This is a genomic window from Sorangium sp. So ce448 (assembly GCF_051520915.1).
GTDB lineage: Bacteria > Myxococcota_A > Polyangia > Polyangiales > Polyangiaceae > Sorangium > Sorangium cellulosum_B.
Genome location: NZ_CP150343.1, coordinates 376,021 through 397,377, shown reverse-complemented (window position 1 = coordinate 397,377; position 21,357 = coordinate 376,021). Strand labels below are relative to the sequence as shown.

The 21,357-nt window shown below is 69.9% G+C and carries 11 protein-coding genes and 2 CRISPR repeat arrays; of the genes, 5 read left to right on the top strand and 6 right to left on the bottom strand.

The annotated features are described in order from the left end of the window. Positions 1 to 58: 58 nt before the first annotated feature. Both tssI and WMF45_RS01535 read right to left on the bottom strand, forming a co-directional pair. A complete protein-coding gene (gene tssI, locus WMF45_RS01540) occupies positions 59 to 2,716 on the bottom strand; it encodes a type VI secretion system tip protein TssI/VgrG (RefSeq protein ID WP_437715205.1) in 2,658 nt (885 codons plus the stop codon). 293 nt (positions 2,717 to 3,009) lie between these two features. Then, entirely contained in the window at positions 3,010 to 4,035 is a 1,026-nt protein-coding gene (locus WMF45_RS01535) for an SGNH/GDSL hydrolase family protein (protein WP_437715204.1), read from the bottom strand. Between the two features lie 260 nt (positions 4,036 to 4,295). On the opposite strand from WMF45_RS01535, the gene WMF45_RS01530 reads away from it, so the two are divergent. After that, on the top strand, positions 4,296 to 4,472 hold the full coding sequence (locus WMF45_RS01530; RefSeq protein ID WP_437715203.1) for a hypothetical protein: 177 nt from the start codon (positions 4,296 to 4,298) through the stop codon (positions 4,470 to 4,472). On the opposite strand, the gene WMF45_RS01525 is transcribed toward WMF45_RS01530, so the two are convergent. Further along, the gene (locus tag WMF45_RS01525; protein ID WP_437715202.1) at positions 4,469 to 4,993 is read right to left on the bottom strand and encodes a hypothetical protein; all 525 of its coding nucleotides are present in this window, start codon (positions 4,991 to 4,993) and stop codon (positions 4,469 to 4,471) included. The two genes, WMF45_RS01530 and WMF45_RS01525, sit on opposite strands and share 4 nt — an antisense overlap. 37 nt (positions 4,994 to 5,030) lie before the next feature. Beyond that, positions 5,031 to 9,527: direct repeats of the CRISPR family, unit length 36 nt; unit sequence GCTTCAATGGGGCCGCCGCCTTTCAGCGGCGGAGAG. Between the two features lie 147 nt (positions 9,528 to 9,674). Here WMF45_RS01525 and WMF45_RS01520 point away from each other — a divergent pair. Beyond that, on the top strand, positions 9,675 to 11,063 hold the full coding sequence (locus WMF45_RS01520; RefSeq protein ID WP_437711387.1) for an IS1380 family transposase: 1,389 nt from the start codon (positions 9,675 to 9,677) through the stop codon (positions 11,061 to 11,063). A 157-nt stretch (positions 11,064 to 11,220) separates the two neighbouring features. Next, positions 11,221 to 12,492: a CRISPR direct-repeat array (repeat unit 36 nt; unit sequence GCTTCAATGGGGCCGCCGCCTTTCAGCGGCGGAGAG). Positions 12,493 to 13,749: 1,257 nt separating this feature from the next. Then, positions 13,750 to 14,664, top strand: a complete 915-nt coding sequence (locus tag WMF45_RS01515) for a hypothetical protein (RefSeq protein WP_437715201.1) — start codon at positions 13,750 to 13,752, stop codon at positions 14,662 to 14,664. A 183-nt stretch (positions 14,665 to 14,847) separates the two neighbouring features. On the opposite strand, the gene cas2 is transcribed toward WMF45_RS01515, so the two are convergent. The 3 genes from cas2 to WMF45_RS01500 form a co-directional block, all read right to left on the bottom strand. After that, complete coding sequence (cas2, locus tag WMF45_RS01510) at positions 14,848 to 15,138, bottom strand: CRISPR-associated endonuclease Cas2 (RefSeq protein WP_437297341.1); 291 nt, start codon at positions 15,136 to 15,138, stop codon at positions 14,848 to 14,850. 113 nt (positions 15,139 to 15,251) lie between these two features. Further along, entirely contained in the window at positions 15,252 to 17,264 is a 2,013-nt protein-coding gene (gene cas1, locus WMF45_RS01505) for a CRISPR-associated endonuclease Cas1 (protein WP_437715200.1), read from the bottom strand. Positions 17,265 to 17,442: 178 nt separating this feature from the next. Beyond that, positions 17,443 to 17,622: a hypothetical protein gene (locus WMF45_RS01500; RefSeq protein WP_437715199.1), complete on the bottom strand. Its 180-nt coding sequence runs from the start codon at positions 17,620 to 17,622 to the stop codon at positions 17,443 to 17,445. Positions 17,623 to 18,043: 421 nt separating this feature from the next. On the opposite strand from WMF45_RS01500, the gene cas3g reads away from it, so the two are divergent. Together cas3g and WMF45_RS01490 are read left to right on the top strand one after the other, a co-directional pair. Further along, the gene (cas3g, locus tag WMF45_RS01495; RefSeq protein ID WP_437715198.1) at positions 18,044 to 20,587 is read left to right on the top strand and encodes a type I-G CRISPR-associated helicase/endonuclease Cas3g; all 2,544 of its coding nucleotides are present in this window, start codon (positions 18,044 to 18,046) and stop codon (positions 20,585 to 20,587) included. Beyond that, entirely contained in the window at positions 20,584 to 21,357 is a 774-nt protein-coding gene (locus tag WMF45_RS01490) for a hypothetical protein (RefSeq protein WP_437715197.1), read from the top strand. Before cas3g ends, WMF45_RS01490 begins: the two co-directional genes overlap by 4 nt.

Here is a 21,357-nt window from a genome sequence, read left to right as displayed (position 1 = left end):
TGCGCTCGGAGCAGGCATCGTCTCTTCTCTCCCTTGGCGTCGCGCCCTTGGCGTCGCGTCAGCTCCCGTGCCGCTCGACGATCGACCCGGCGGTCGCCCCGTCGAGCTCCCCCGTCGGCTCCAGCGCGTGGTCGCTCTGGAACCTCCGCAGCGAGGCGCGCGTCTCGTCGTCGAGCTCCCCCTTGCCCGCGCCCCGGTAATAACCGAGGTTCTTGAGCCGGATCTGCGCTCCGGCGATCGACGTCGGCGCCGGCAGCTCCTCGATCTGGATCGAGTAGCGCCGCACCTGCCCCGTGGGGAACGCGCCGAGCCACAGCGTGATCTCCGCCGTCCTCGCCGCCTCCGGCACGTCCGCCTCGATGGATCCGTCGCCGCCCGTCTCGCCGTCGAGCTTCAGGCCCTCGCACACCATCTTGAACCGCTTGCCGGCGTAGGGCTCGAACCGCTCGTCGGTCAGCCGGATGCTGAACCTCTTCGTCCCCGGCGGCGCCTCGCCGTCCTCCGGCGGCTCGGGCGCGCCCTCGTCGCAGTTGAGGAGCACCTGCTCGCCCTTCACGCTCGCCTTCTTGCCGAGCTCGATCGAGGCCTCCTCGCCGTAGATCTTGACGACCTTCGACACGATCTCCGCGTCGCTCGCGAGCCGCACCGCCGGGCCCGGGCCGGACAGCGACGCGCGCTCCGAGCCCACGATCTCGATCGATCTCGCCCGGATGACGACGCCCTTCGGCGTGACCTCGATCGAGCTCTGGCCCGACTCGAGCACGATCGAGTCCTCGGCGCGGACGCGGATCACGCTGCCCGAGGAGAGCAGGTACTTGTGTGACACCGAGACCTCGGCCTGGCCGTCGTCGCGGCCCTCGCCCACGAGCAGCGTGTGCTCGGCGTCGACGCGGAGCACGTGCGGCCCGCCCACCACGGTCGTCGAGCCGCCGTGGAGCGTGGCCGTGTCCGTGCCGTGCACCTCGACGCTCCGGTTCTGGAGGATCTCCTCCGCGACGCTGCCGGTGGTGCGGCCGCGCGCGTCGCCGCCGCAGCTCCTCGACGCGCCGCCCTCGACGACCTCGACGAGCGCCCCCGTGACGTGATCGTCGCGATCGCCCTCGACGCGGACGACCTGCTTCCCCGCGACGTTGAGGGTCTTGTCGCGGCCGACGGTCTCCGTGGCGTCGTTCTCGATCGAGGCGTCGAGATCGCGCTGGGCGCGGATCACCACCTGCTCGCCGCCGGCCCGATCCTCGAAGGCGATCTCGTTGTATCCGCCGCCGCCCGGCGTCGACTGCGTGCGGATGCCGCTCCGCGAGCGCGAGCGCGGCAGCCGGTGCGTCGGCGCGTGGAGGCCGTTGTGGAGCGCGCCCACGACGACGGGGCGGTCGAGATCGCCGCCGAGGAAGCCGACGAGGACCTCCATCCCCACGCGAGGCACGAACTGGAAGCCCCAGCCCGCGCCCGCCCACGGCGTCGCGACGCGGAGCCAGCACGAGCTCCTGTCGTCGCGCGCGCCGTCGAGGTCCCAGTGGAACTGCACCTTCACGCGGCCGAGCGCGTCGGTGTGGATCTCCTCGCCGGGCGGGCCGACGACGGTCGCGGTCTCGAGCGCCTGCCGCACCGACGCGCGGGGCGCGGGCGGCCTCACCGGCACGGCCTCGGGCGCGCAGCGGAAGCGCGCCTCGTAGCTCGGCCCGTCGCTGCCCGAGAGGTGCGCGTTGTGGCCCTCGTGCTCGACCCGGGTCAGCACATAGCGCCCGTTGAGCGCGGCGACGTCGTGGCCCTCCAGCGAGAACCTGTGCCCCGGCGCAAGCCGCCGGCACCACGAGGCGCCCTCGCCGAGATCCGCGCGCGCCCGGGCCTGCTCCAGCACGATCTGCGCGCGCTCGGCGCCGGCGTCGATCCTCTCGTCGTGATCGTGGTGATCGTACGTCGTGCGCGCCCGGATAGCCTCCCCTCGGGCCGCGCCGAGATCGAGCGCCGGCCGCGCGAAGTCGAAGCCCTTCACCCGCGCGCCGCGCGGCGCCTTGGCCTGCCGCCGCACGAACCGCGTCACGTGCCGCTCCTCGGGCGCGAGCGCGGCGGCGCCGGTCGCCTGGCGGTAGACGAGCGTGGGATCGCCGGCGATCTGCGCATAGGCCCCTGGGGAATCGGCGAAGACGATCACCTCGGGCGCCGCCGGATCGCCGCCCTCGGGAGGCTCGAACCAGAAGAAGACGCCGTCCTCCGCGCAGAGCCTGGTGATGAAGGCGAGATCGCTCTCCTGGTGCTGGACGCAGTAGACGCGCGGGGGCCGGGGCGCGGCGAGGGAGAAGCGGTGGGGCAGCCCCGCCTCGGTGAGCACCGCGCCGAGGACGCCCGAGAGGGGTTGTTCCTGGAAGATCCGGCTCTGCCGCCCCTCGCCGAGGAGGGCGAGCTGCGGCTCGATGCGCACGCGGACGACGGCGCGCCCGTCGCCGCCTGTGCCCTCGACGCTCACCCGGGTGACGACGCCGGTCACCGCGCGCGCCTCGGTCGCCGAGGTGGGCACGCGCAGGCACGCGGGCCGCTCCATCAGCGTCGCGGCGAGGGTCGCCTCGTCGATCGCCCCGGCGTCGAGCCGCGCGGTGACATCGAAGGAGAAGCAGCGTGAGAGCCTCTCGATCCCTCGAAAGCGCACGACCTCCAGATCGGGTGTCCCGGGCGCGTCGAGGAGGAGCTGGAAGAGGGCCGAGGGCGAGGGCGCCTGCACAGGAGCGGATGTTCGGCGGCCGGCTGAGCTGCGTCAACGCCGGTGGAGCGCCGGCGCGCGCCCTCGATCGCCGCGGCGTGGAGATCTGGGCCTGGCAGGACGTTCACGGTTCGGCTTCGCTACGGATCGAGAGTCGCAACACAGCCATGGCGCGCGTCGCCGTCGGCTCACTCGTGCTCCGTGGGCGCGAAATGGGCGCGAAATCAAGGCTGAGATTACCTACCCCCTGGTCGAGCCTGCACACGCCGCGCCGGGCGTCGGGCTCCGCGCGCCTCCCTTGAGCGACCGCGCCGTCAGAGCAGAGGCTGCAACGCCGCGTACCACTGCTCGCCCAGCAGCACGTAGCCCTGGAGGTTGGGGTGCCACTGATCTTCGAGTAACGTGCTCTTGTTCGGATTGAAGGGCGTGTACATGTCGACGGAGATGATGTGTCGGCCTGCGTCCGCGCGGGCCTTCACCACCGCCGGAATGGCGTCGTCGTAGGTCTTGATGCGCGCGCTGAGCGCGGTGTCGTCGCCCTTGCTCGCATCGCCGCGCGACGGGACGGGCGCGGCCACCACGATGAGAACACTGGGGAGCTGCTCGTAGATGCTGTCAATCAACGCGCCCAGACGTTTGGGGGCGTTGGGCATGTCGTAATTGTCGATTGCGTCGTTGGTGCCAATCATCAAGAGCACGATGTCGGGCTTGTATTGCGGCATGACGGTCGACACCAGCGTCGAGATGCCGCTCCTTCCGCCTGCGGGGGCGATCGTCCAGCCGCTGTGGCCCTCGTGGTTGCGCGGGAACGCCACGCCGCCAACGGTGTTCGGTCCGTTCGATCCCGAACCGACGAACGTGATGTTCTTGCCCGCCGCGTGCGCGAGCCGGAACAGCTCGACGCGATAGCCGCCCGGCGTGTCCCCGTTGTATCCGTCGGTGATAGAGTCGCCGAACGGCATGATCTTGCACGCCGTACCGTCGGTCGGGCAGGGCCGATAGGTCGAGCCCGCGCCGCCACCGGCGCCACCCTGCGCGCCCGAATCGCCGCCGCTGCCGCCGACCGCCGCGCCGCCGCCATCCCCGCCACCGCCCGTTCCCGCGAGCGATCCACCGGTGCCGGCCGCAGAGGTCGTTCCGCCGGTGCCCGCGGCAGCGCCGTCCATGCCGCCGCCGTCGCTCGTTCCGCCTGCGCCGCCGCCGGCGCCCGCTTCGCCCGCTTCGCCCGCTCCGCCGGCGCCCGCTTCGCCCGCTCCGCCGGCGCCCGCGCCGCCGCCGCTGCAGCCGAGAGCGATGACGACGAGCCCGGCCAGGACCGGCCAAGATGTGATCCGCTTCATGCCGGAGGATGGTAACGCCGAAGGCTACGGCGTTGTCAACTGGGCCTGGATTTCGCGCGTCCTGAGCCATTCAAAAGAGTGGCAAACTGACGCCGCAAAACGGAATGCATTGAAGAAAAGGCTCGGCGTGCGCAGCCGTTGCATTTGTTATGACCCAACGCAAGCGCACGCCGAGCACCTCGAAGGTGCGACGGCGCATCCGTCGAAACAAGCCCAAACCGACCCCGCCTCGACGCGCCCGCCGTCCCGATCCGCGTGCGGTGCACCTCCGCGCGACGGAGACGACGCTCACCGGCGTGGCGGGGCTGGTCGGCTTCGGTGTCTTCCTCCGTGAGCTCGATGTCGACGCCGAGCTCCAGCGCACGTTCGGTCGACGCAGGCGCGGCCCCGGCGGGCTCCGCCGCAACGTGCACACGTCGCACGGCGACGCCATCTAGGAATGCGACACGAGCAGCGCTTCGGCCCCATCCGCCAGCGCTTCGTGCCGCTCGTTGCGGAGGGCCGCGACGAGCGCGGCGGCGAGCGACGCCGCATCGACCATCGGCCTGGCGAGCTCGTGCAGCCAGAGCGCCATGATCTCGCAGGGATCGCGGTCGATCGCGGCACCGCGCAGCAGCTGCGCGATCGTATCCGCGAGCTCACCGTGCCCTCGAGCCCGGAGCCGTGCGAGCAGCTCGGCCGCGATCTGGCCTGGATCGACCATCGGTCCGGCGATCTCACGCGCCCAGAACATCATGATCGACGCCGCCAGGGTGTCGCGTCCCTCGGTGCGAAGCCTCGTGACGGCCGCGTGGGCAAGGACATCCGCGGTGTCGGCGCGGGCCACACCCTCGACGAGCGCCCTCTGGGCGCCGTGCGCACGGTGGGGCTCGCGCGGGACGGCGGCGACGCGATGCTGGGCTTGCGGCGCTTGCTCGACGCGCTCTTGCCGTTCGACCGCCCTGCTCGCCGCGCTCACGGCGCGCGCGAGCTCCTCGCGCCCATCGGCCTCGAGGCGTTCAATGGGGCCGCCGCCTTTCAGCGGCGGAGAGCGACGTGATCATCGTCGACGAGGCCCACCGCGCCCTCGCGCTTCAATGGGGCCGCCGCCTTTCAGCGGCGGAGAGGAGAAACAGAACGGCCGGATACGCCTCGGGCGCCTTGCTTCAATGGGGCCGCCGCCTTTCAGCGGCGGAGAGAGCTTGCGCGCTCGGTCGTTTCGAGTTGGAGTCAACGGCTTCAATGGGGCCGCCGCCTTTCAGCGGCGGAGAGCGCGTAGGCCGACCGCAGAGAGCAGGGCCTTGAGCGTCTTGCTTCAATGGGGCCGCCGCCTTTCAGCGGCGGAGAGAGACGCACGAAACGCAAGGTAGAGCCGGCCGGTCCGGCTTCAATGGGGCCGCCGCCTTTCAGCGGCGGAGAGCCTTCTGTGCTCCGCCGCTCTGCTCATGTCCGGATGATGCTTCAATGGGGCCGCCGCCTTTCAGCGGCGGAGAGCTCGGGCATGCCGGTCATGGGAGTCATCTTGCGCTCGCTTCAATGGGGCCGCCGCCTTTCAGCGGCGGAGAGACGCGTCGAGGGGCGAGCATGGGCCGGCTCGCCGCGCTTCAATGGGGCCGCCGCCTTTCAGCGGCGGAGAGGTGGAGCCGATCGGTGCGGCAGCCGAAGCGGCGCGGGGCTTCAATGGGGCCGCCGCCTTTCAGCGGCGGAGAGGCCGGTCCGATCAACTCGAGTGGCACTGCAAGGGGCGCTTCAATGGGGCCGCCGCCTTTCAGCGGCGGAGAGCGTGATGTAGTGGGCGATCCAGAGGGGCCGCTTGCCGCTTCAATGGGGCCGCCGCCTTTCAGCGGCGGAGAGCGGGTGGGAGACGCTGCACACCAATGGGTTCTGCGTCAGGCTTCAATGGGGCCGCCGCCTTTCAGCGGCGGAGAGTCGGCCAGGCTACGCGCTTGCGCCGGCAGACGTCCAGCTTCAATGGGGCCGCCGCCTTTCAGCGGCGGAGAGCGTCGCCCGCCACGTCGAGGAACGAATTCGTCCCGTCGCTTCAATGGGGCCGCCGCCTTTCAGCGGCGGAGAGAGCGCACCCGCCGCGTCGAGGAGCAGAAGCGCAAGACGCTTCAATGGGGCCGCCGCCTTTCAGCGGCGGAGAGGCGCTTGGCGCGCGGCCCCTTTGGCTGATGGTCTTGCTTCAATGGGGCCGCCGCCTTTCAGCGGCGGAGAGACCACCGGCGCACCGCTTCCCTGTCCAGGTAGGACGAGCTTCAATGGGGCCGCCGCCTTTCAGCGGCGGAGAGCGCCGTGCGGCACATCTGGGCAGCGCAGCCGGCGGCGTTGCTTCAATGGGGCCGCCGCCTTTCAGCGGCGGAGAGCTCGACATGGCCGGCGCTCTGTATCACCCGCAGACGATGCTTCAATGGGGCCGCCGCCTTTCAGCGGCGGAGAGGGCGCGCTCGGCGAGCGTCCGCACGTGCTGCCACCAGCGGCTTCAATGGGGCCGCCGCCTTTCAGCGGCGCAGAGTTCGTCGCGGATGCTGAGGGGCTGTCCGGGGTTATCGAGGCTTCAATGGGGCCGCCGCCTTTCAGCGGCGGAGAGCTCGGGAGAGCTCTCGATCCGCATCGTCTCCGGAGAGCTTCAATGGGGCCGCCGCCTTTCAGCGGCGGAGAGCTGGCCTACGTGGTCGACAAGGACGCCGAGACCATCTGGCTTCAATGGGGCCGCCGCCTTTCAGCGGCGGAGAGGCACTGGGCGCGACGCGATGATGTCACCGACCTTGACGCTTCAATGGGGCCGCCACCTTTCAGCGGCGGAGAGGGCGGTACGGGGTGACATCATGCGAAAGTACACAATCGCTTCAATGGGGCCGCCGCCTTTCAGCGGCGGAGAGGCGCGAGGGCGCGCGCTCTCGTGAACGGCGAACCTACGGCTTCAATGGGGCCGCCGCCTTTCAGCGGCGGAGAGGTCACGGCCATGGGCACGTCGCGCAGCGCGTTCTTGCTTCAATGGGGCCGCCGCCTTTCAGCGGCGGAGAGATCCTGCGGTGTGGGCGCAGGGATGGTGTAGGCGTCGGCTTCAATGGGGCCGCCGCCTTTCAGCGGCGGAGAGTAGAGGGTTATCCCTAGGGCAGAACGAGCGGCGTACGGCTTCAATGGGGCCGCCGCCTTTCAGCGGCGGAGAGGGCGGCGAAGACGGTGACCGGCGCCGGCCAGATCGAGCTTCAATGGGGCCGCCGCCTTTCAGCGGCGGAGAGGGCCTGCGGGGCCCGGATGGGCGCCGCGTACGGCAAGCTTCAATGGGGCCGCCGCCTTTCAGCGGCGGAGAGCCGCGCAACCAGCACGAACGGCAGCAGCGCAGGACCGCTTCAATGGGGCCGCCGCCTTTCAGCGGCGGAGAGTCCTCGTATCGGCCGAGCAACTCTCCGATGCTGTCGCTTCAATGGGGCCGCCGCCTTTCAGCGGCGGAGAGCTGTGCTCGGCATGGAACACGGAGCAGGGGCCGACAAGCTTCAATGGGGCCGCCGCCTTTCAGCGGCGGAGAGAAGGGGTCCAGGCGCTTGCCATCGCGTCCACCGGGTCGCTTCAATGGGGCCGCCGCCTTTCAGCGGCGGAGAGTCCACGGCGTCGGTCGCCCCGGTCGCCTCGTAGGCGTCGGTGCTTCAATGGGGCCGCCGCCTTTCAGCGGCGGAGAGACCATGCTGTCCAATGAATTGGTCCCGCTCTCCCCTTGCTTCAATGGGGCCGCCGCCTTTCAGCGGCGGAGAGACATGGGGAGCGCGATGCAGTGCGCCGAGTGGATGCAGCTTCAATGGGGCCGCCGCCTTTCAGCGGCGGAGAGTCGACCCGGCGAAGATCGCCGCGGCGCGCGAGCGCATGCTTCAATGGGGCCGCCGCCTTTCAGCGGCGGAGAGGAACGAAGTGAGGAGCTTCTGGGATCTGAGCAGACTGGCTTCAATGGGGCCGCCGCCTTTCAGCGGCGGAGAGTCCCGGCGCGCGAGCTCGGCGCGCAGATCATCGGTGGCTTCAATGGGGCCGCCGCCTTTCAGCGGCGGAGAGGCGCGAGATCGGCAACCCGGCCGTCCTCAAGCACTGGTCGCTTCAATGGGGCCGCCGCCTTTCAGCGGCGGAGAGCCCGGGAGGATGGCGCACGCCTTCGACAAGGTTGCATGCTTCAATGGGGCCGCCGCCTTTCAGCGGCGGAGAGCCGGAACCCGTGAACGTGTCGGGAGTGTCGGACACGGGCTTCAATGGGGCCGCCGCCTTTCAGCGGCGGAGAGCGCCCGAACAGAACGCGCAGCCGGGGCCCGCTCCGGTGCTTCAATGGGGCCGCCGCCTTTCAGCGGCGGAGAGCAGGACCCGAGCGTGACGATCGCCGGGTCGGGATCGCTTCAATGGGGCCGCCGCCTTTCAGCGGCGGAGAGAAGGGGGAGTGTCCCTTCTATCCGCCCCCTCTGACCACGCTTCAATGGGGCCGCCGCCTTTCAGCGGCGGAGAGCTCACCGCGCGAACCTTGTGGGAGAGGGCGCCGGGACCGCTTCAATGGGGCCGCCGCCTTTCAGCGGCGGAGAGCTGGACCCGGCTCGACGCTCCGAGCGGATGTGCAGCGCTTCAATGGGGCCGCCGCCTTTCAGCGGCGGAGAGCTCGATGCCACCCAGGACGAACACCCCAGCGCAGCAGCTTCAATGGGGCCGCCGCCTTTCAGCGGCGGAGAGAGCGTGGATGTGGGCTCGACGGTGACGTGGTTTGGGCTGCTTCAATGGGGCCGCCGCCTTTCAGCGGCGGAGAGAGCGTGGATGTGGGCTCGACGGTGACGTGGTTTGGGCTGCTTCAATGGGGCCGCCGCCTTTCAGCGGCGGAGAGGAAGTGGCAGGGCATCGCGAAAACCGTCTTTGAGCTCCGGCTTCAATGGGGCCGCCGCCTTTCAGCGGCGGAGAGCTCGTGGCAGGCGTTGACGAAGTCCTGCATCACCGGGCTTCAATGGGGCCGCCGCCTTTCAGCGGCGGAGAGGCGCCGACGCCCGAATAGCAGCATGCTGGACGAGCACGCTTCAATGGGGCCGCCGCCTTTCAGCGGCGGAGAGGTATGCGAAGTGGCGCGAGCACGCGCGCCACCCCGCGCGGCTTCAATGGGGCCGCCGCCTTTCAGCGGCGGAGAGAGACGGGCGCCTGGACGGGGCGCATGGCCATGGCGGAGCTTCAATGGGGCCGCCGCCTTTCAGCGGCGGAGAGGGCAGGACGGCGAGCGCCGTGCTCCCGTCGACCGGCAGCTTCAATGGGGCCGCCGCCTTTCAGCGGCGGAGAGCGGCGTCCGTGATCTCGTCGGTGCTCGCGCTGTTGGTGCTTCAATGGGGCCGCCGCCTTTCAGCGGCGGAGAGGTTGCCTGGGATCCAGCGGTAGACCTTGTGGTTGTCGCGCTTCAATGGGGCCGCCGCCTTTCAGCGGCGGAGAGTCCGCCGAGGTCAAGCCACGCGTCCGCCAGCGTGGCAGCTTCAATGGGGCCGCCGCCTTTCAGCGGCGGAGAGGCCCACTAGTTCGCGCCGGGGTTCGGAGGGCATTCGCTTCAACGTGGATTTCGCGCCTACGATGCCGGTCCGAGGCGTGAGAAATTCGACGCCGTAAACGGAACGCCTTGAAAGAAAGGCTCGGCGTGGCGACCCGTCCGGGTTGCTATGACCAAACGAAGGCACACGCCGAGCACCTGCAAGGTGCGCCGGCGCGAACTCGGGTTCAAGAGGAAAGGCGACGGGCGGCACCAGGAGCGAATCCGGCGGCCAGACCCATGCAGAATCCACGTCGAACCGACGGAGAAGAACCTGACCGGCGTCGCAGGGCTTGCCCCGTTCGGCGCTTTCATCCGGCAGCTCGGCGTCGACGCGGCCTTGAGGCGCAGGTTCTCCCGGCTGAAGACGGGCCGCTCGGTGATCTACCCGATGGCCGCGCAGATGCGCCTGCTCATGGACAGCGCGCTCGCCGGCGAGGAGCGCGTCTTCGGCATCGAGGCGCTCGCCGTCGATCCGCTCTTCGTACGCCTCGCCGGCGGGGTCGTCCCGAGCATCGACACCGTCTACCGGGACCTGTGCCGCTTCGATGAGGAGGCGGTTGAAGCGCTGCACGGCATGGTCGTCGACCACGGGCTCGCCCTCATTGCGCGGCGAAAGCACCGATTCGTGCACCTCGACGTCGACACGACCGTGGAGCCGCTCTTCGGGATGCAGGAGGGGGCGCTTCCAGGCCCGAACCCGCGATACCACGGCCGGCCGAGCTATCATCCGATCCTGGCGCGCATCGCCGAGGCCGACGCCGTCGTCGGAGCCAAGCTGCGACCGGGTGACACGAGCTTCGGCGAAGCCGATGTGCCTTTCGTCGAGCAGTGCATCGACCGGGCGCGCGCCGCAGCGCCGAGCGCGGCCATCTACGTGCGGATCGACGGAGCGGGGGATTGCAGCGCCTTGATGCACGCCGTCGCCGCGAAGGGATGCTTTTTCCTGACCAAGGCGCGGATGAGCCCCGATCTGGTGGGCATGGTCGCCTACGCCACCGGATGGCGTACCATCGACTGGGATGCCGATGGTCGTCCTCGACGACAGGTCGCCGAGGTCCCCTTCCGGCGCAGCGGTTGGCCGGATGGCGTCCGCGTGATCGCCGTACGAACACGCGATCGGTACAATGGCAAGCAGATCTACCTCTGGGAGGACCTCGACTACACGGTGCAGGTCTTCCTGACCAACGAGCCGGTCGAAGCGCCGGAAGACGTCGCGGCGCGGTATGACCTGCGCGCGGGCATCGAGCCGCTCATCGGCGATCTCAAGCATGGGTGGGGCTGCGGCCGCGTGCCGAGCCACAGCTTCAACGCCAATCATGCCGCGCTGCTGCTGAAGCTCCTGACCGCCAACCTGATGCGCCGGTATGTGCTCGACCATGTTCCGCACCTCGCGAGCTGGCGAACGCCGTGGCTGCGCCGCGCGCTGATCCTCGTCCCGGGAAGGTTGGCCCGGTCGGGTCGGGGCACGACCCTGCACGTGCCAGAGCGCTCGCAGCTCGCTCGCCAGCTCAATTGAGCTTGGAACCAGCCAAAGTCATTGCGGGGGGTAAGGGGGGCGTGTGCCTTCGCGACGCGTTGGGAACGCGCAGTTGTAATTGGCGTCGCATTCGTCGGCGGAACGCCGCTCGCGCGTCGCCGTCGGCACCACTGGTGCCCCGTGGGCGCGAAATCCACGTTCAATGGGGCCGCCGCCTTTCAGTGGCGGAGAGGTCGCGCTGATGGCGCACGCGGGCGTCAACGAGGCGGCTTCAATGGGGCCGCCGCCTTTCAGCGGCGGAGAGGCCGGGCGGAGCCCGAACCGAGCTCAGGATCGGAGATGCTTCAATGGGGCCGCCGCCTTTCAGCGGCGGAGAGGATCAAGGGCATGGCCGATCTGCGGGTCATCTCGCCGCTTCAATGGGGCCGCCGCCTTTCAGCGGCGGAGAGCTGCCACGCGGTAACGCGCTCCGCCAGAATCTTCCGAGCTTCAATGGGGCCGCCGCCTTTCAGCGGCGGAGAGCCGAGTCGTTGTGCCTTTCGAAGATCGGCAGAAGCGCTTCAATGGGGCCGCCGCCTTTCAGCGGCGGAGAGCGCCGAGGATGCGGCGGCGGGGCGGTGCTACTTCCGCTTCAATGGGGCCGCCGCCTTTCAGCGGCGGAGAGCGCCCTGCGCCGTCGCGGGCGCGTCGCAGTCGGCACCGCTTCAATGGGGCCGCCGCCTTTCAGCGGCGGAGAGCTGAGGTCGGGCGGCCGTGGTACGTCGACGGCGACGGGCTTCAATGGGGCCGCCGCCTTTCAGCGGCGGAGAGTGACAGGCATCCCGTCCACGAGCCCGCTGCCCGGCACGCTTCAATGGGGCCGCCGCCTTTCAGCGGCGGAGAGGAACGCGGGGTGAGCGTGGAAGTTCGCGACGATCTCCTCGCTTCAATGGGGCCGCCGCCTTTCAGCGGCGGAGAGCGTGCTTGTCGCGCAGTTCGCCAAGGGCCTGAAGCTGCTTCAATGGGGCCGCCGCCTTTCAGCGGCGGAGAGATCCTCGGGCTCCCCCTCGCGCTGCAAGGCGATCCGCTTCAATGGGGCCGCCGCCTTTCAGCGGCGGAGAGTCCGTTGCGGGCCTTTGGCGTCAGAGGCGCACGGCGCCGCTTCAATGGGGCCGCCGCCTTTCAGCGGCGGAGAGTGGACGATTCCGTCGACAAGGCCGTGCAGACGGCGTTGCTTCAATGGGGCCGCCGCCTTTCAGCGGCGGAGAGGCCGAGAGTGGCGCCGAGGAACCCGGCAAACGAGGTGCGCTTCAATGGGGCCGCCGCCTTTCAGCGGCGGAGAGGAAGCATCGTTGCGCGTCAACAACCCGCACACAGATAGCTTCAATGGGGCCGCCGCCTTTCAGCGGCGGAGAGTCCCCGTGTTCGGCGCGATGGAGGGACAGGAGGAGTTGCTTCAATGGGGCCGCCGCCTTTCAGCGGCGGAGAGAGGCCTCCCAGGCGTACCTGACATTTCGCGTACTTACAAGCCGGTTTGCGAGAGGTTCCCGTTCGCCCCCCTTCCCCGGCTGCCCGGGGGCCCTCCGGAGGCACCCCTCCCTCTCGAAAACCATCGTCATTTCAAACACCTACCGGCGTTGCGAGCGCCTCCCGGGATTTTGGCGTCACTCCACCGCTCGCAGCGGGCCCGTCGCCTCCCTTCTACCACACCCCCGCCTCGCCGTGCTCAGCCCTTCCGTCGTCGCGCGCGGCGGTGTCTCTCCAACCCGGCCTCGTCCGCACACACAGTCGGTGCGCGTCGCGACGCGGAGCTCCGATGGCTCGGACCCTCGACGGTGCGCCGGCCGCGCTCGACCCACCGCCGCCATCTTCCCCACCATCCGCCGCCGTCGCTCACCGTGATTCCCCCCCGCCGGATCCGTTCCTTACGAAACGGCGCACGCGCACGGGACCGGCGCTCCTTCCTTCTCCTTCCTCCTGCAGCTGTCACGATACCGGGGACCCCCACCGCCCCGCCGACGCCCGCGCGGCGCGTGCGTCCTGCGGGGCCGGCGTGTTCTGGCGGGTCTGGCGCCAGGACCGCGGTAACCGTGGCGCCGGCCGTCGATCGCTGCGCCGGACAGGTCATCCTTCTCCCCGAGGCAGCCTGTGCGACCGAGCTCACCCGCGTTCCCGGACCGTCCCAGCCCCCCCGGGCGAGCGCGCTCGTACCTGCACCGCGGAGACGGGTGCCCCCATCTTTGGTGGAGGCACGTCCAGGCGGGAGATGGGTCCAACCATCTCCCGCCTGGACGTGCCAGATCCCCCGGACGGGTTCACAGCGTGCCGACCGCCCCGGCCGGGGGCGCCGGGACGGCTTCGGGCTTCCCGGCAGGGCCGTTCGACGGGACCTCGCGCGGTCGTCGACCCTCTCGACGTCGGGCGCCAGCGCAACAGCGCAAGGCGCGCTGAACGGCGCGGCGCGGCCCCACCGCGCACACGGCCTCTCCCTTATCGCGCGCCCTTCCCCCCTCCATCCATCGATTCGCGCATGCCCGGACGCGGCACGTGATGCCCAGCGCCGGACGCGCAGCGCCGCGCGCGCAACGCAATTGGAACACGACATCGACGCGGCACGCGTAAACCCGCTGCTCCTGCTCCTCCCCAATACGCGACGCCTCTCTCCCTCGCTTCGCAAAATCAGCATGCCCCACGCGAAAATTGGCTTGCTGACAGGTCCGACGAATCCCATTCTCGCCCCGCACCGATGCGCAGCAGATTCGACGCCTTCGGCAAGAACGTCCTTCGCGACACCCTCGATGTCGTCGGCCCCACCGAGACCCAGGTCGAGGTCATCGCGGCTTCCCAGACGATGGATATCTGGTACGTGCCCGATCCCGCCCGCGCCGCGTTGCGCGCCGAGCTCGGCCTGCTCGGCGAGCTCGCGGCAGAGGCCTGCCAGTTCGAGCTCTTCCACGACACCCCCGGCCCCGCCGAGCTGCGCGGCTGCGTTCGCAAGCAGCTCCACTGGCACCACGAGCTCGAGCGCCGCGAGGGCGGCGCCGTCCCCTTCCCGCGGCTGCGCGTCCTCAGCAGCGGCCGGCCCGCCACCGTGCTCGACGCGTTCGGCTTCGCCCCGGTGCCGGGGTGCCCCGGCCTCTACCGGGCCGCGCCGGGATGGCGGGTCGACGTCGTCGCCATCGCCGAGCTGCCGCGCACCCGCGGCACCCTGCTGCTGCGCCTGCTCGGCGCCCGCGCCGTGCTCCGCGACGCCATCCGGGAGGTCGCCGCCCTGCCCAAGGACGCCTGGGAGAGGAGCATCGCCCTGCCCTGGCTGGTACGCTTGCGTTTCGAGACCCCGGCCGTGCCCGCGGCACGCACGGCAGAAGATGCGGAAGAGGAGGAGATCGTGACGGAAGTTCAGCAGTGGTTCGAGCAGCTCCAGCAATCGATCCGCGACGAGGCGCGAAGGGAGGCGCTTCAGGAGGGGCTCAAGGAGGGGCAGATCCAGGCGCTGGCAACGCAGTTCGAGAAGAAGCTCGGGCGGACGCTGTCCGAGGCCGAACGCCCCGTGCTGGCCGAACGCTTCGACCGCCTCGGCCTCTCCCGCCTCGACGATGTCCGGCTGGAGCTCGCCGCGGATGCCCTCGCCGCATGGCTCGCGGACCCGGCGGCTCGTTGAAGACCGCTCGCCCCCTGCTCCCCTCCTCAGGACCTTCACCTCGACGATCCTCCCGCCAGCATGGCGGCACTCCCGGCCGGCGGCTCAGCCCGTATCTCCCGCCCCCGTCAGGTCGCCCCCTGCGAGCGCCGCAGGCCGCACGCCGCGAGCTCGACCGTCCCCCTCCCCCGCCGGCGCAGCGCCTCACACCACCACGGCCACCCGCTCCGACGGGACGTACGCCCTCCCGAGCGACGCGATGGCGCTCAGCCCGCGCCCGTTGGCCGGGCCGATGTCGATGATCAGCACCTGGTCCACCCTCGGATCGATGATCTGCCCGAGATCGCGCCGCAGCTCCACGAGCTCCCTCCGGCTCAGCTCGCACTGCCACACCGAGAGCTGCAACCAGTCGCCGTACCCGCGCATCGCCTTGAAGATCTTCCGCAGCCGCTTCGGATCACACACGTCGTAACTCACGATGTAGCTCTGCCTCACGCCGTCCTCCTTCCCTCGCTCTCTCCCTCGCGCCCTCGCTCCCTCGCGCCCTCGGCCCGCGCTCCCCCGCGCCGTGCGCCGCGCCTTCATTCCCCTCGTCCTGAACGACGCCTTCACCTCGTCCGGAACGGCGGGTACGCCTCCACCTCGCCGAGCAGCACCCGCGCGAGCAGCCGCGCCTGCACCTCCAGCACCCTGCGGTAGCTGATCCGGTATCCGAACACCGGGTGCGTCACCAGCTGGTCCATCCGCCGCTCGTAGGCCTGGAGGAACTTCTTGCGCCCCGCGGGCCGCAGCGCCACCGCGCCGCCGAAGCGCTGGAAATCGTCCGGCGCCACGACCCCGTTGTTGATCGCCGCCACGACCACCGAGTCCGCCACGATCGGCCGGAACTCCTCCATCAGATCCAGCGCCAGCGCCGGCCGACCGAAGCGCGGCTGGTGATAGAAGCCGAGCAGCGGATCGAGCCCGACGGTGCCCAGCGTCGTCGCGAGATCCTTCGCGAGCAGCGCGTAGGCCAGCGACAAGAGCGCGTTCACCGGATCGCGCGGCGGCCGCCGGTTCCTCCCCTCCAGGTCGAACTCGCCCCTCGCCTCGCCCGCGCCCTTCAACATGCCGGCGAACGCCCCGAAATACACCCGGGCCGCCGTCCCCTCGATCCCGAGCAGCGACGGCAACGACGGCGCCCCCGCGGCCTTGCGCGCGAGCTGGTCGAGCTCCGACAGCACCGCCGCCTCGGGCGCCGCGTGGTTGCGCCGGAGCATCGTCCTCGCGTTCCTGATCTTCGACACCACGACGCCGCGCGCGAACGACAGGCAGAACGCCTCGTCCGCCGCCGCGCGGTGCTGCGCGACCCGGAGCTCCACGTTCCTCGACTCGATCCCCGTCGCGCGGCCCAGGTAGTAGCCGCCGTACGTCATGAAGCAGAGCGGTATCCCCCGCTCCAGCAGCGCCCGCATCGCCTGCGTCGAGATCTGCACGTTGCCGAGCAGCGCGACCTGCGACGTGTTCGAGAGCCGCGCCTCCGTGTGCCCGCCGGCGCGGCTGGTGATCACCAGCCGCTCCCCCGCGAGCCCGATGCGCGCCCCCTGCTCCTGCACGTACACGGGGAGCTTGTCGTCCCGCGCAGGGTGGAGGCGCCTGAGCTCCGCCCCGGCCTGCTCGTCCGCGTCCTCGGATCTCGCCTCCGTGCCCGCCGCGCCGGCAAGCCCCCACGGGTCCACGTCCAGCGGGCCTTCCAGCTCCTCCGACCCATCGGCCTCGACGGGCGGGCGCCCTCTCTCCGCCTCCACCGCCGCGTCGAGCTCCTCCCCGTCGAGACGCCGCAAGAGGTTGGTCTCGTCGGGCAAGCAGATCCCCACGAGCGAGCAGCCGTTGCACTTCGGGCTGTCGACGAGCGGCGGCGGAATGGCCGCGGCCGCCGTCACCTCCCGCGCGCGGGCAGCAGCCGCGTGCGTCGTGGCGATGAGCGCGTCGTCGATCGCGATCGAGACCCGCCGGCGCGACGCCGCGAAGTAGATGGCCGCCTCGTCGCACGTGTACCCGTGCTCGCGCAGGAGCAGCACGTGGGCGCAGAGCTGCGCGCGCTCCGGCAAGTAGGCCCCTCCGGGCACGTCCGGCGCGCGGCCGCGCTTGTACTCGATCGGGACCAGACGCCCCGACGCGTCGCCCTCCACCACATCGATCTTCGCCGTGATGCCGAGCCGCTCCGACGACAGCCACACGCTGCGCGCCTCGTACGGCGCAGGCTCCTCCGCCTCGTCGTCGGCGTCCGCCCGCTTCCCCGAGGTGCGACGCCCCTTTGTGGGCGAGGGCGGCGCCGCCGCCTCGGCCTCGATACCGCCGCCCGCCGCGCCGGACGGCCGCGGCGGCAGCTCGCCGCCCGCGACGTCCGCGCGCCGGTGCACGCTCCGGCCCTCCACCGTGAAGACGTTGTCCTCGAACTCGCCCTGCGCCCACTCCAGGTAGAGCAGGCGCTCGCAATACAGCACCTCGTTGATCATCCGCGCCGGCACCAGCTCCGGCGGCGCCCCCGTGACAGGCAACCTCCGCGGGAGCGGCTTCGCCCGGATCAGCGGGTCAACCGGCTCCTCGGCAACACCCTCGTGCGCTCGCTCCACCGCCATGGCGCCTCCTTGCAAGGTCATGAGACGCTGGTGCCGCCGGAGGGGTCAAGAACCGAGAAAAAACTTAAAATAGTGATAATTTTGAGCAGCAAACCGCAAGTGTAGACGCGTACGCGTTCTTCGCTTTCAGAGATGTGGAGGGCCCGTTGTCGGCCGTAGGACCGGCACCGTGGCCACCTCACACGCCCGGGTCGACGCCCTCCTCGCCGTACCTCGAGATGCTGGACGCGCACGAAGCCCGGAACTTCCGCCGGATCCTGCGCACGCTGTCCGTCTTCGAGGCTCCAGTCTGCGATGTCGTGGGCCGCCGCGGCCGCGCGGACGAGCCGCAGCCGATCGCCCATCGGACGCTTCCCATACCTCCGCTCTTCTGCGAAGCTCCCCCGGTCAACAGAAGGCGCTCTCCTCGCACGTCCAGCACCTGGAACGTCCCACGCGATGCCTCCTCCGCCCCACGCTGCCTGGCTCGAGAGCGTCCCCCTCTTCCCGCCCCACGGCCACGTACGCCCGCTCAGTGAAGCGAGCGGTGACAGTGCGCACGGCTCGACCGCGGCGTCCCGAGATCCCCTCGCGGCACGCGCCGCTGCTCGGGAGCCGCATGGAACGCCTCGCCATGCTGGGCGAGCCACCTCCGCGGCACCGCCGGAGGAATCGCCGTGCTCCGCCGCTCGCACCATACATCGCGCGGGGAGACGGGCTCGCGGACAGCGCATCATGCCGAGGCGAAAAGGCCATAGCGAACCAGATGGCGCAATTCGAGTAGATCTGCGAGAGGAGCCATGGTGAAGCGAACGTTCGACGAGGCATTTACCGCGCTCACAGGGAATGGGCCCTTTCCGTGGCAACGTGCCCTTTACGAGCGCCTGCTCGCAGGCGACATCCCGTCGAGCTGCGACATCCCGACCGGCCTCGGCAAGACGTCGGTGATCGCGGTGTGGCTGCTCGCGAGATCCGCTGGCGCTTCGGTACCGCGGCGGCTCGTCTATGTGGTGAATCGACGCACGGTCGTCGATCAGACCACCGATGAGGTCGAGCGGCTCCGCGAGAACCTCGCCCAGGCGGGAATCGAGGAGACGCTCGCCATCTCCACGCTGCGAGGACAGATGGCAGACAATCGCGCATGGTCGGCAGATCCGGCCCAGCCAGCGGTGATCTGTGGGACCGTCGACATGATCGGCAGTCGCCTGCTCTTCAGCGGATACCGGATTGGGTTCCGAGCGCGCCCGCTCCATGCGGGGTTTCTCGGGCAAGACGCCCTGATCGTGCACGACGAGGCGCACCTCGAACCCGCGTTCCAGCACCTCATCGAGACAATCCAGGTTGAGCAGCGGCGCCAGGGAGATCGATGGCCCCTGCGGGCCATGGCGCTGACCGCGACGCCGCGGAGCGGCACGGAGGCGCTTCGCCTCGGGGCAGAGGATATCGCTCACCCCGTCGTCTCTAGACGGTTTCGTGCCGTCAAGAAGCTCACGCTACATCCGCACGGCGATAGAGACCTGGTGGAGAAGATCGTCGGCCAGGCGCTCCGGTACGCGCCGTCGGGCCGGTCGGTGCTCGTCTTCTTGCGCACGGTCGAGGACGTCGCGAGCGCCGTGAGCCGCCTCCGCAAGGCGGACGCGAAGGTGCAGCAGCTCACAGGCACCATGCGTGGCATCGAGCGCGATCGGCTCGTCGACGAGGACCCGGTATTCCGTCGGTTCCTCCCGGGAACAGGCGCGACGGATGCAACCGGGACCGTGTACCTCGTGTGCACGAGCGCCGGAGAGGTGGGCGTGAACATCTCGGCGGATCACCTCGTCTGCGACCTGTCGACCTTCGACTCGATGGCGCAGCGCTTCGGCCGGGTGAATCGCTTTGGCGAGCGGACCGACAGCGAAATTCATGTCTTCCATCCCGACCCTGCGAGCCTCGAAGCGGACAAGGCTCGGGACGCGCAACGACGCCTTGAGACGCTCGCGCTGCTGCGAACGCTAAATGGCGATGCATCGCCTGCCGCGCTCTCCGCGCTCGATCCCAGGAGGCGGCAAGCCGCCTTCGCGCCTGAACCGCGACTGCTCACCGCAAGCGACATCCTCTTCGATGCGTGGGCAATGACGACCATCCGGGACGAGCTTCCCGGTCGTCCGCCGGTGGCACCCTATCTGCACGGCGTCGCGGAGTGGGAGCCGCCGACGACCCACGTCGCGTGGCGTGACGAGGTGGCTCTCGTGACCGGAGACCTTCTCGCTCGCTATCCCGCACAGGATTTGATCGACGACTACCCGCTCAAGCCGCACGAGGTGCTGACGGATCGCACGCTGCGGATCCTCGACACGCTGGCGGGGCTCGTGGAAAAGCATCCGGAAGCACGGCGCGCGCCTGTGTGGGTGGTGAGCGCGAATGGGCGTGTGGACGCGGAACGCACGCTCGCTGCGCTGGTCCATGACGACCGCAAGACCAACGAGGCGAACCTCGCGGGCTGCACGCTGCTCCTCCCGCCCAAGTACTGCAGCCCTGTGGGAGGGCTGCTCTCTCTCGAGGGCGGAATGCCGGCAAGCCGCGACGGCATCGATGTCGCCGACGCGTGGCACGACGAGAGCGGGAGGCCCATACGACGGCGTCTGCTCGGCGAATCGCGGCCGCCCAGGGGAATGCGGCTGATCCGGACGCTCGTCCTCGAGGACCATGAGCAGGTGGAAGGTGAGGACGAGGGAGCGGAGGAGAGAACTCAGCGCTGGAGCTGGTACGAGCTGCCGCGACGTGCGGACGACGAGGGTTCGCGCAGCGCCGAAAAACCTGTGTTGCTAGACGTGCACTGCGCGGACGTAGAGCGCGAAGCGCGTCGCATCGTCGAGCGCTTGCCGCTCGACCCGGATGTGAAGCGGGCCGTCGTGGTGGCCGCGAAGCTCCACGACATCGGCAAGGACCGCCGCGTGTGGCAACGGAGCATCGGAAACACCGATCGCACGCGGCTCCTTGCGAAGTCCGGCGGCTCGATGCGTCCGATCGACGTCAGCCCCTACCGACACGAGCTGGGGTCCATCCTCGACGCGGAGCGCGACGGCCTCCTCGCCGAGCTGGATCTCGAGGGGCGCGAGCTCGCCTTACACCTGATCGCGGCACATCACGGCCGCGCACGCCCGCACTTCCCGCCGGAGGAGCAGTTCGACCCGGAGGCGAAGGGCCTCGACGTGCGCGAGGTCGGCGTGCGTGTGATGACGCGCTTCGCGGCGCTGCAGAAGCGCTTCGGCCGCTGGGGCCTCGCGTATCTCGAGTCGCTGGTGCGCGCGGCCGACTACGCCGCGAGCGCGCAGCCTTCGCAGGTGGTGGAGGTGGAGCGATGAGCTTCCGTGTCCAGGTGGACGTGACCAACCCCGGTCAGTTCTTTGCGTGCTGTGGGCTCCTCGAGCTGGCGACGCGGCTCGCGGGACATGCGACGGCTCACTTCGAGGGAGCGTACTTCAGCGTGGACGCTGAGTGCACCTTGTCTAGCCTGCTCGATCGCTGGACGATCACGCGCCTCGTGCAGGTCGACGCCGAGGACGACGCGTCGTCTCCCGTCCACGTGCTAGCGCCCTTCGATCTGCGGCTCGATTGGTGGAAGGATGAGGATGCCGGCGGTCGCGACCTGAAGGTATGGGCAGGCACGATGCAGAGCGTCCGCATCGCACAGGCGATGGTAGCGTCTCTCCGGCATCGGGAGCTGCATACCGAGGATCTCTTCGACAGGGGCTTCATCGTCTACGACCCCGACGACCCCGCCAAAAAGGTCGAGCCGTTCTACTTCGACGCGCGCCGCGCGCCGAACGCGCACTCACGCGACGTGGGCTTCTCGCCGAATGATCTCGAAATGACAACCACGGCATTTCCGGCTGTAGAAGCCCTATGTTTGGTGGGCCTCCAGCGCTGTCGACCCGCTCCCACCGGCCAGAAGCGAGTGTTCGTCTATCGCACCTGGGAGACACCACTTCCGATCACGCTCGCGGCTCCCGTGGTCAGCTCTGCCGTGTCGCTCGCGGGGACACGCGCGTATCGATTCGAGAACTGGTTCCGTACTGGCCAGAAGAAGCACAAGGCTTTCCGTTCCGCAGTTCCGATCGGAGAAAGAGGGTGA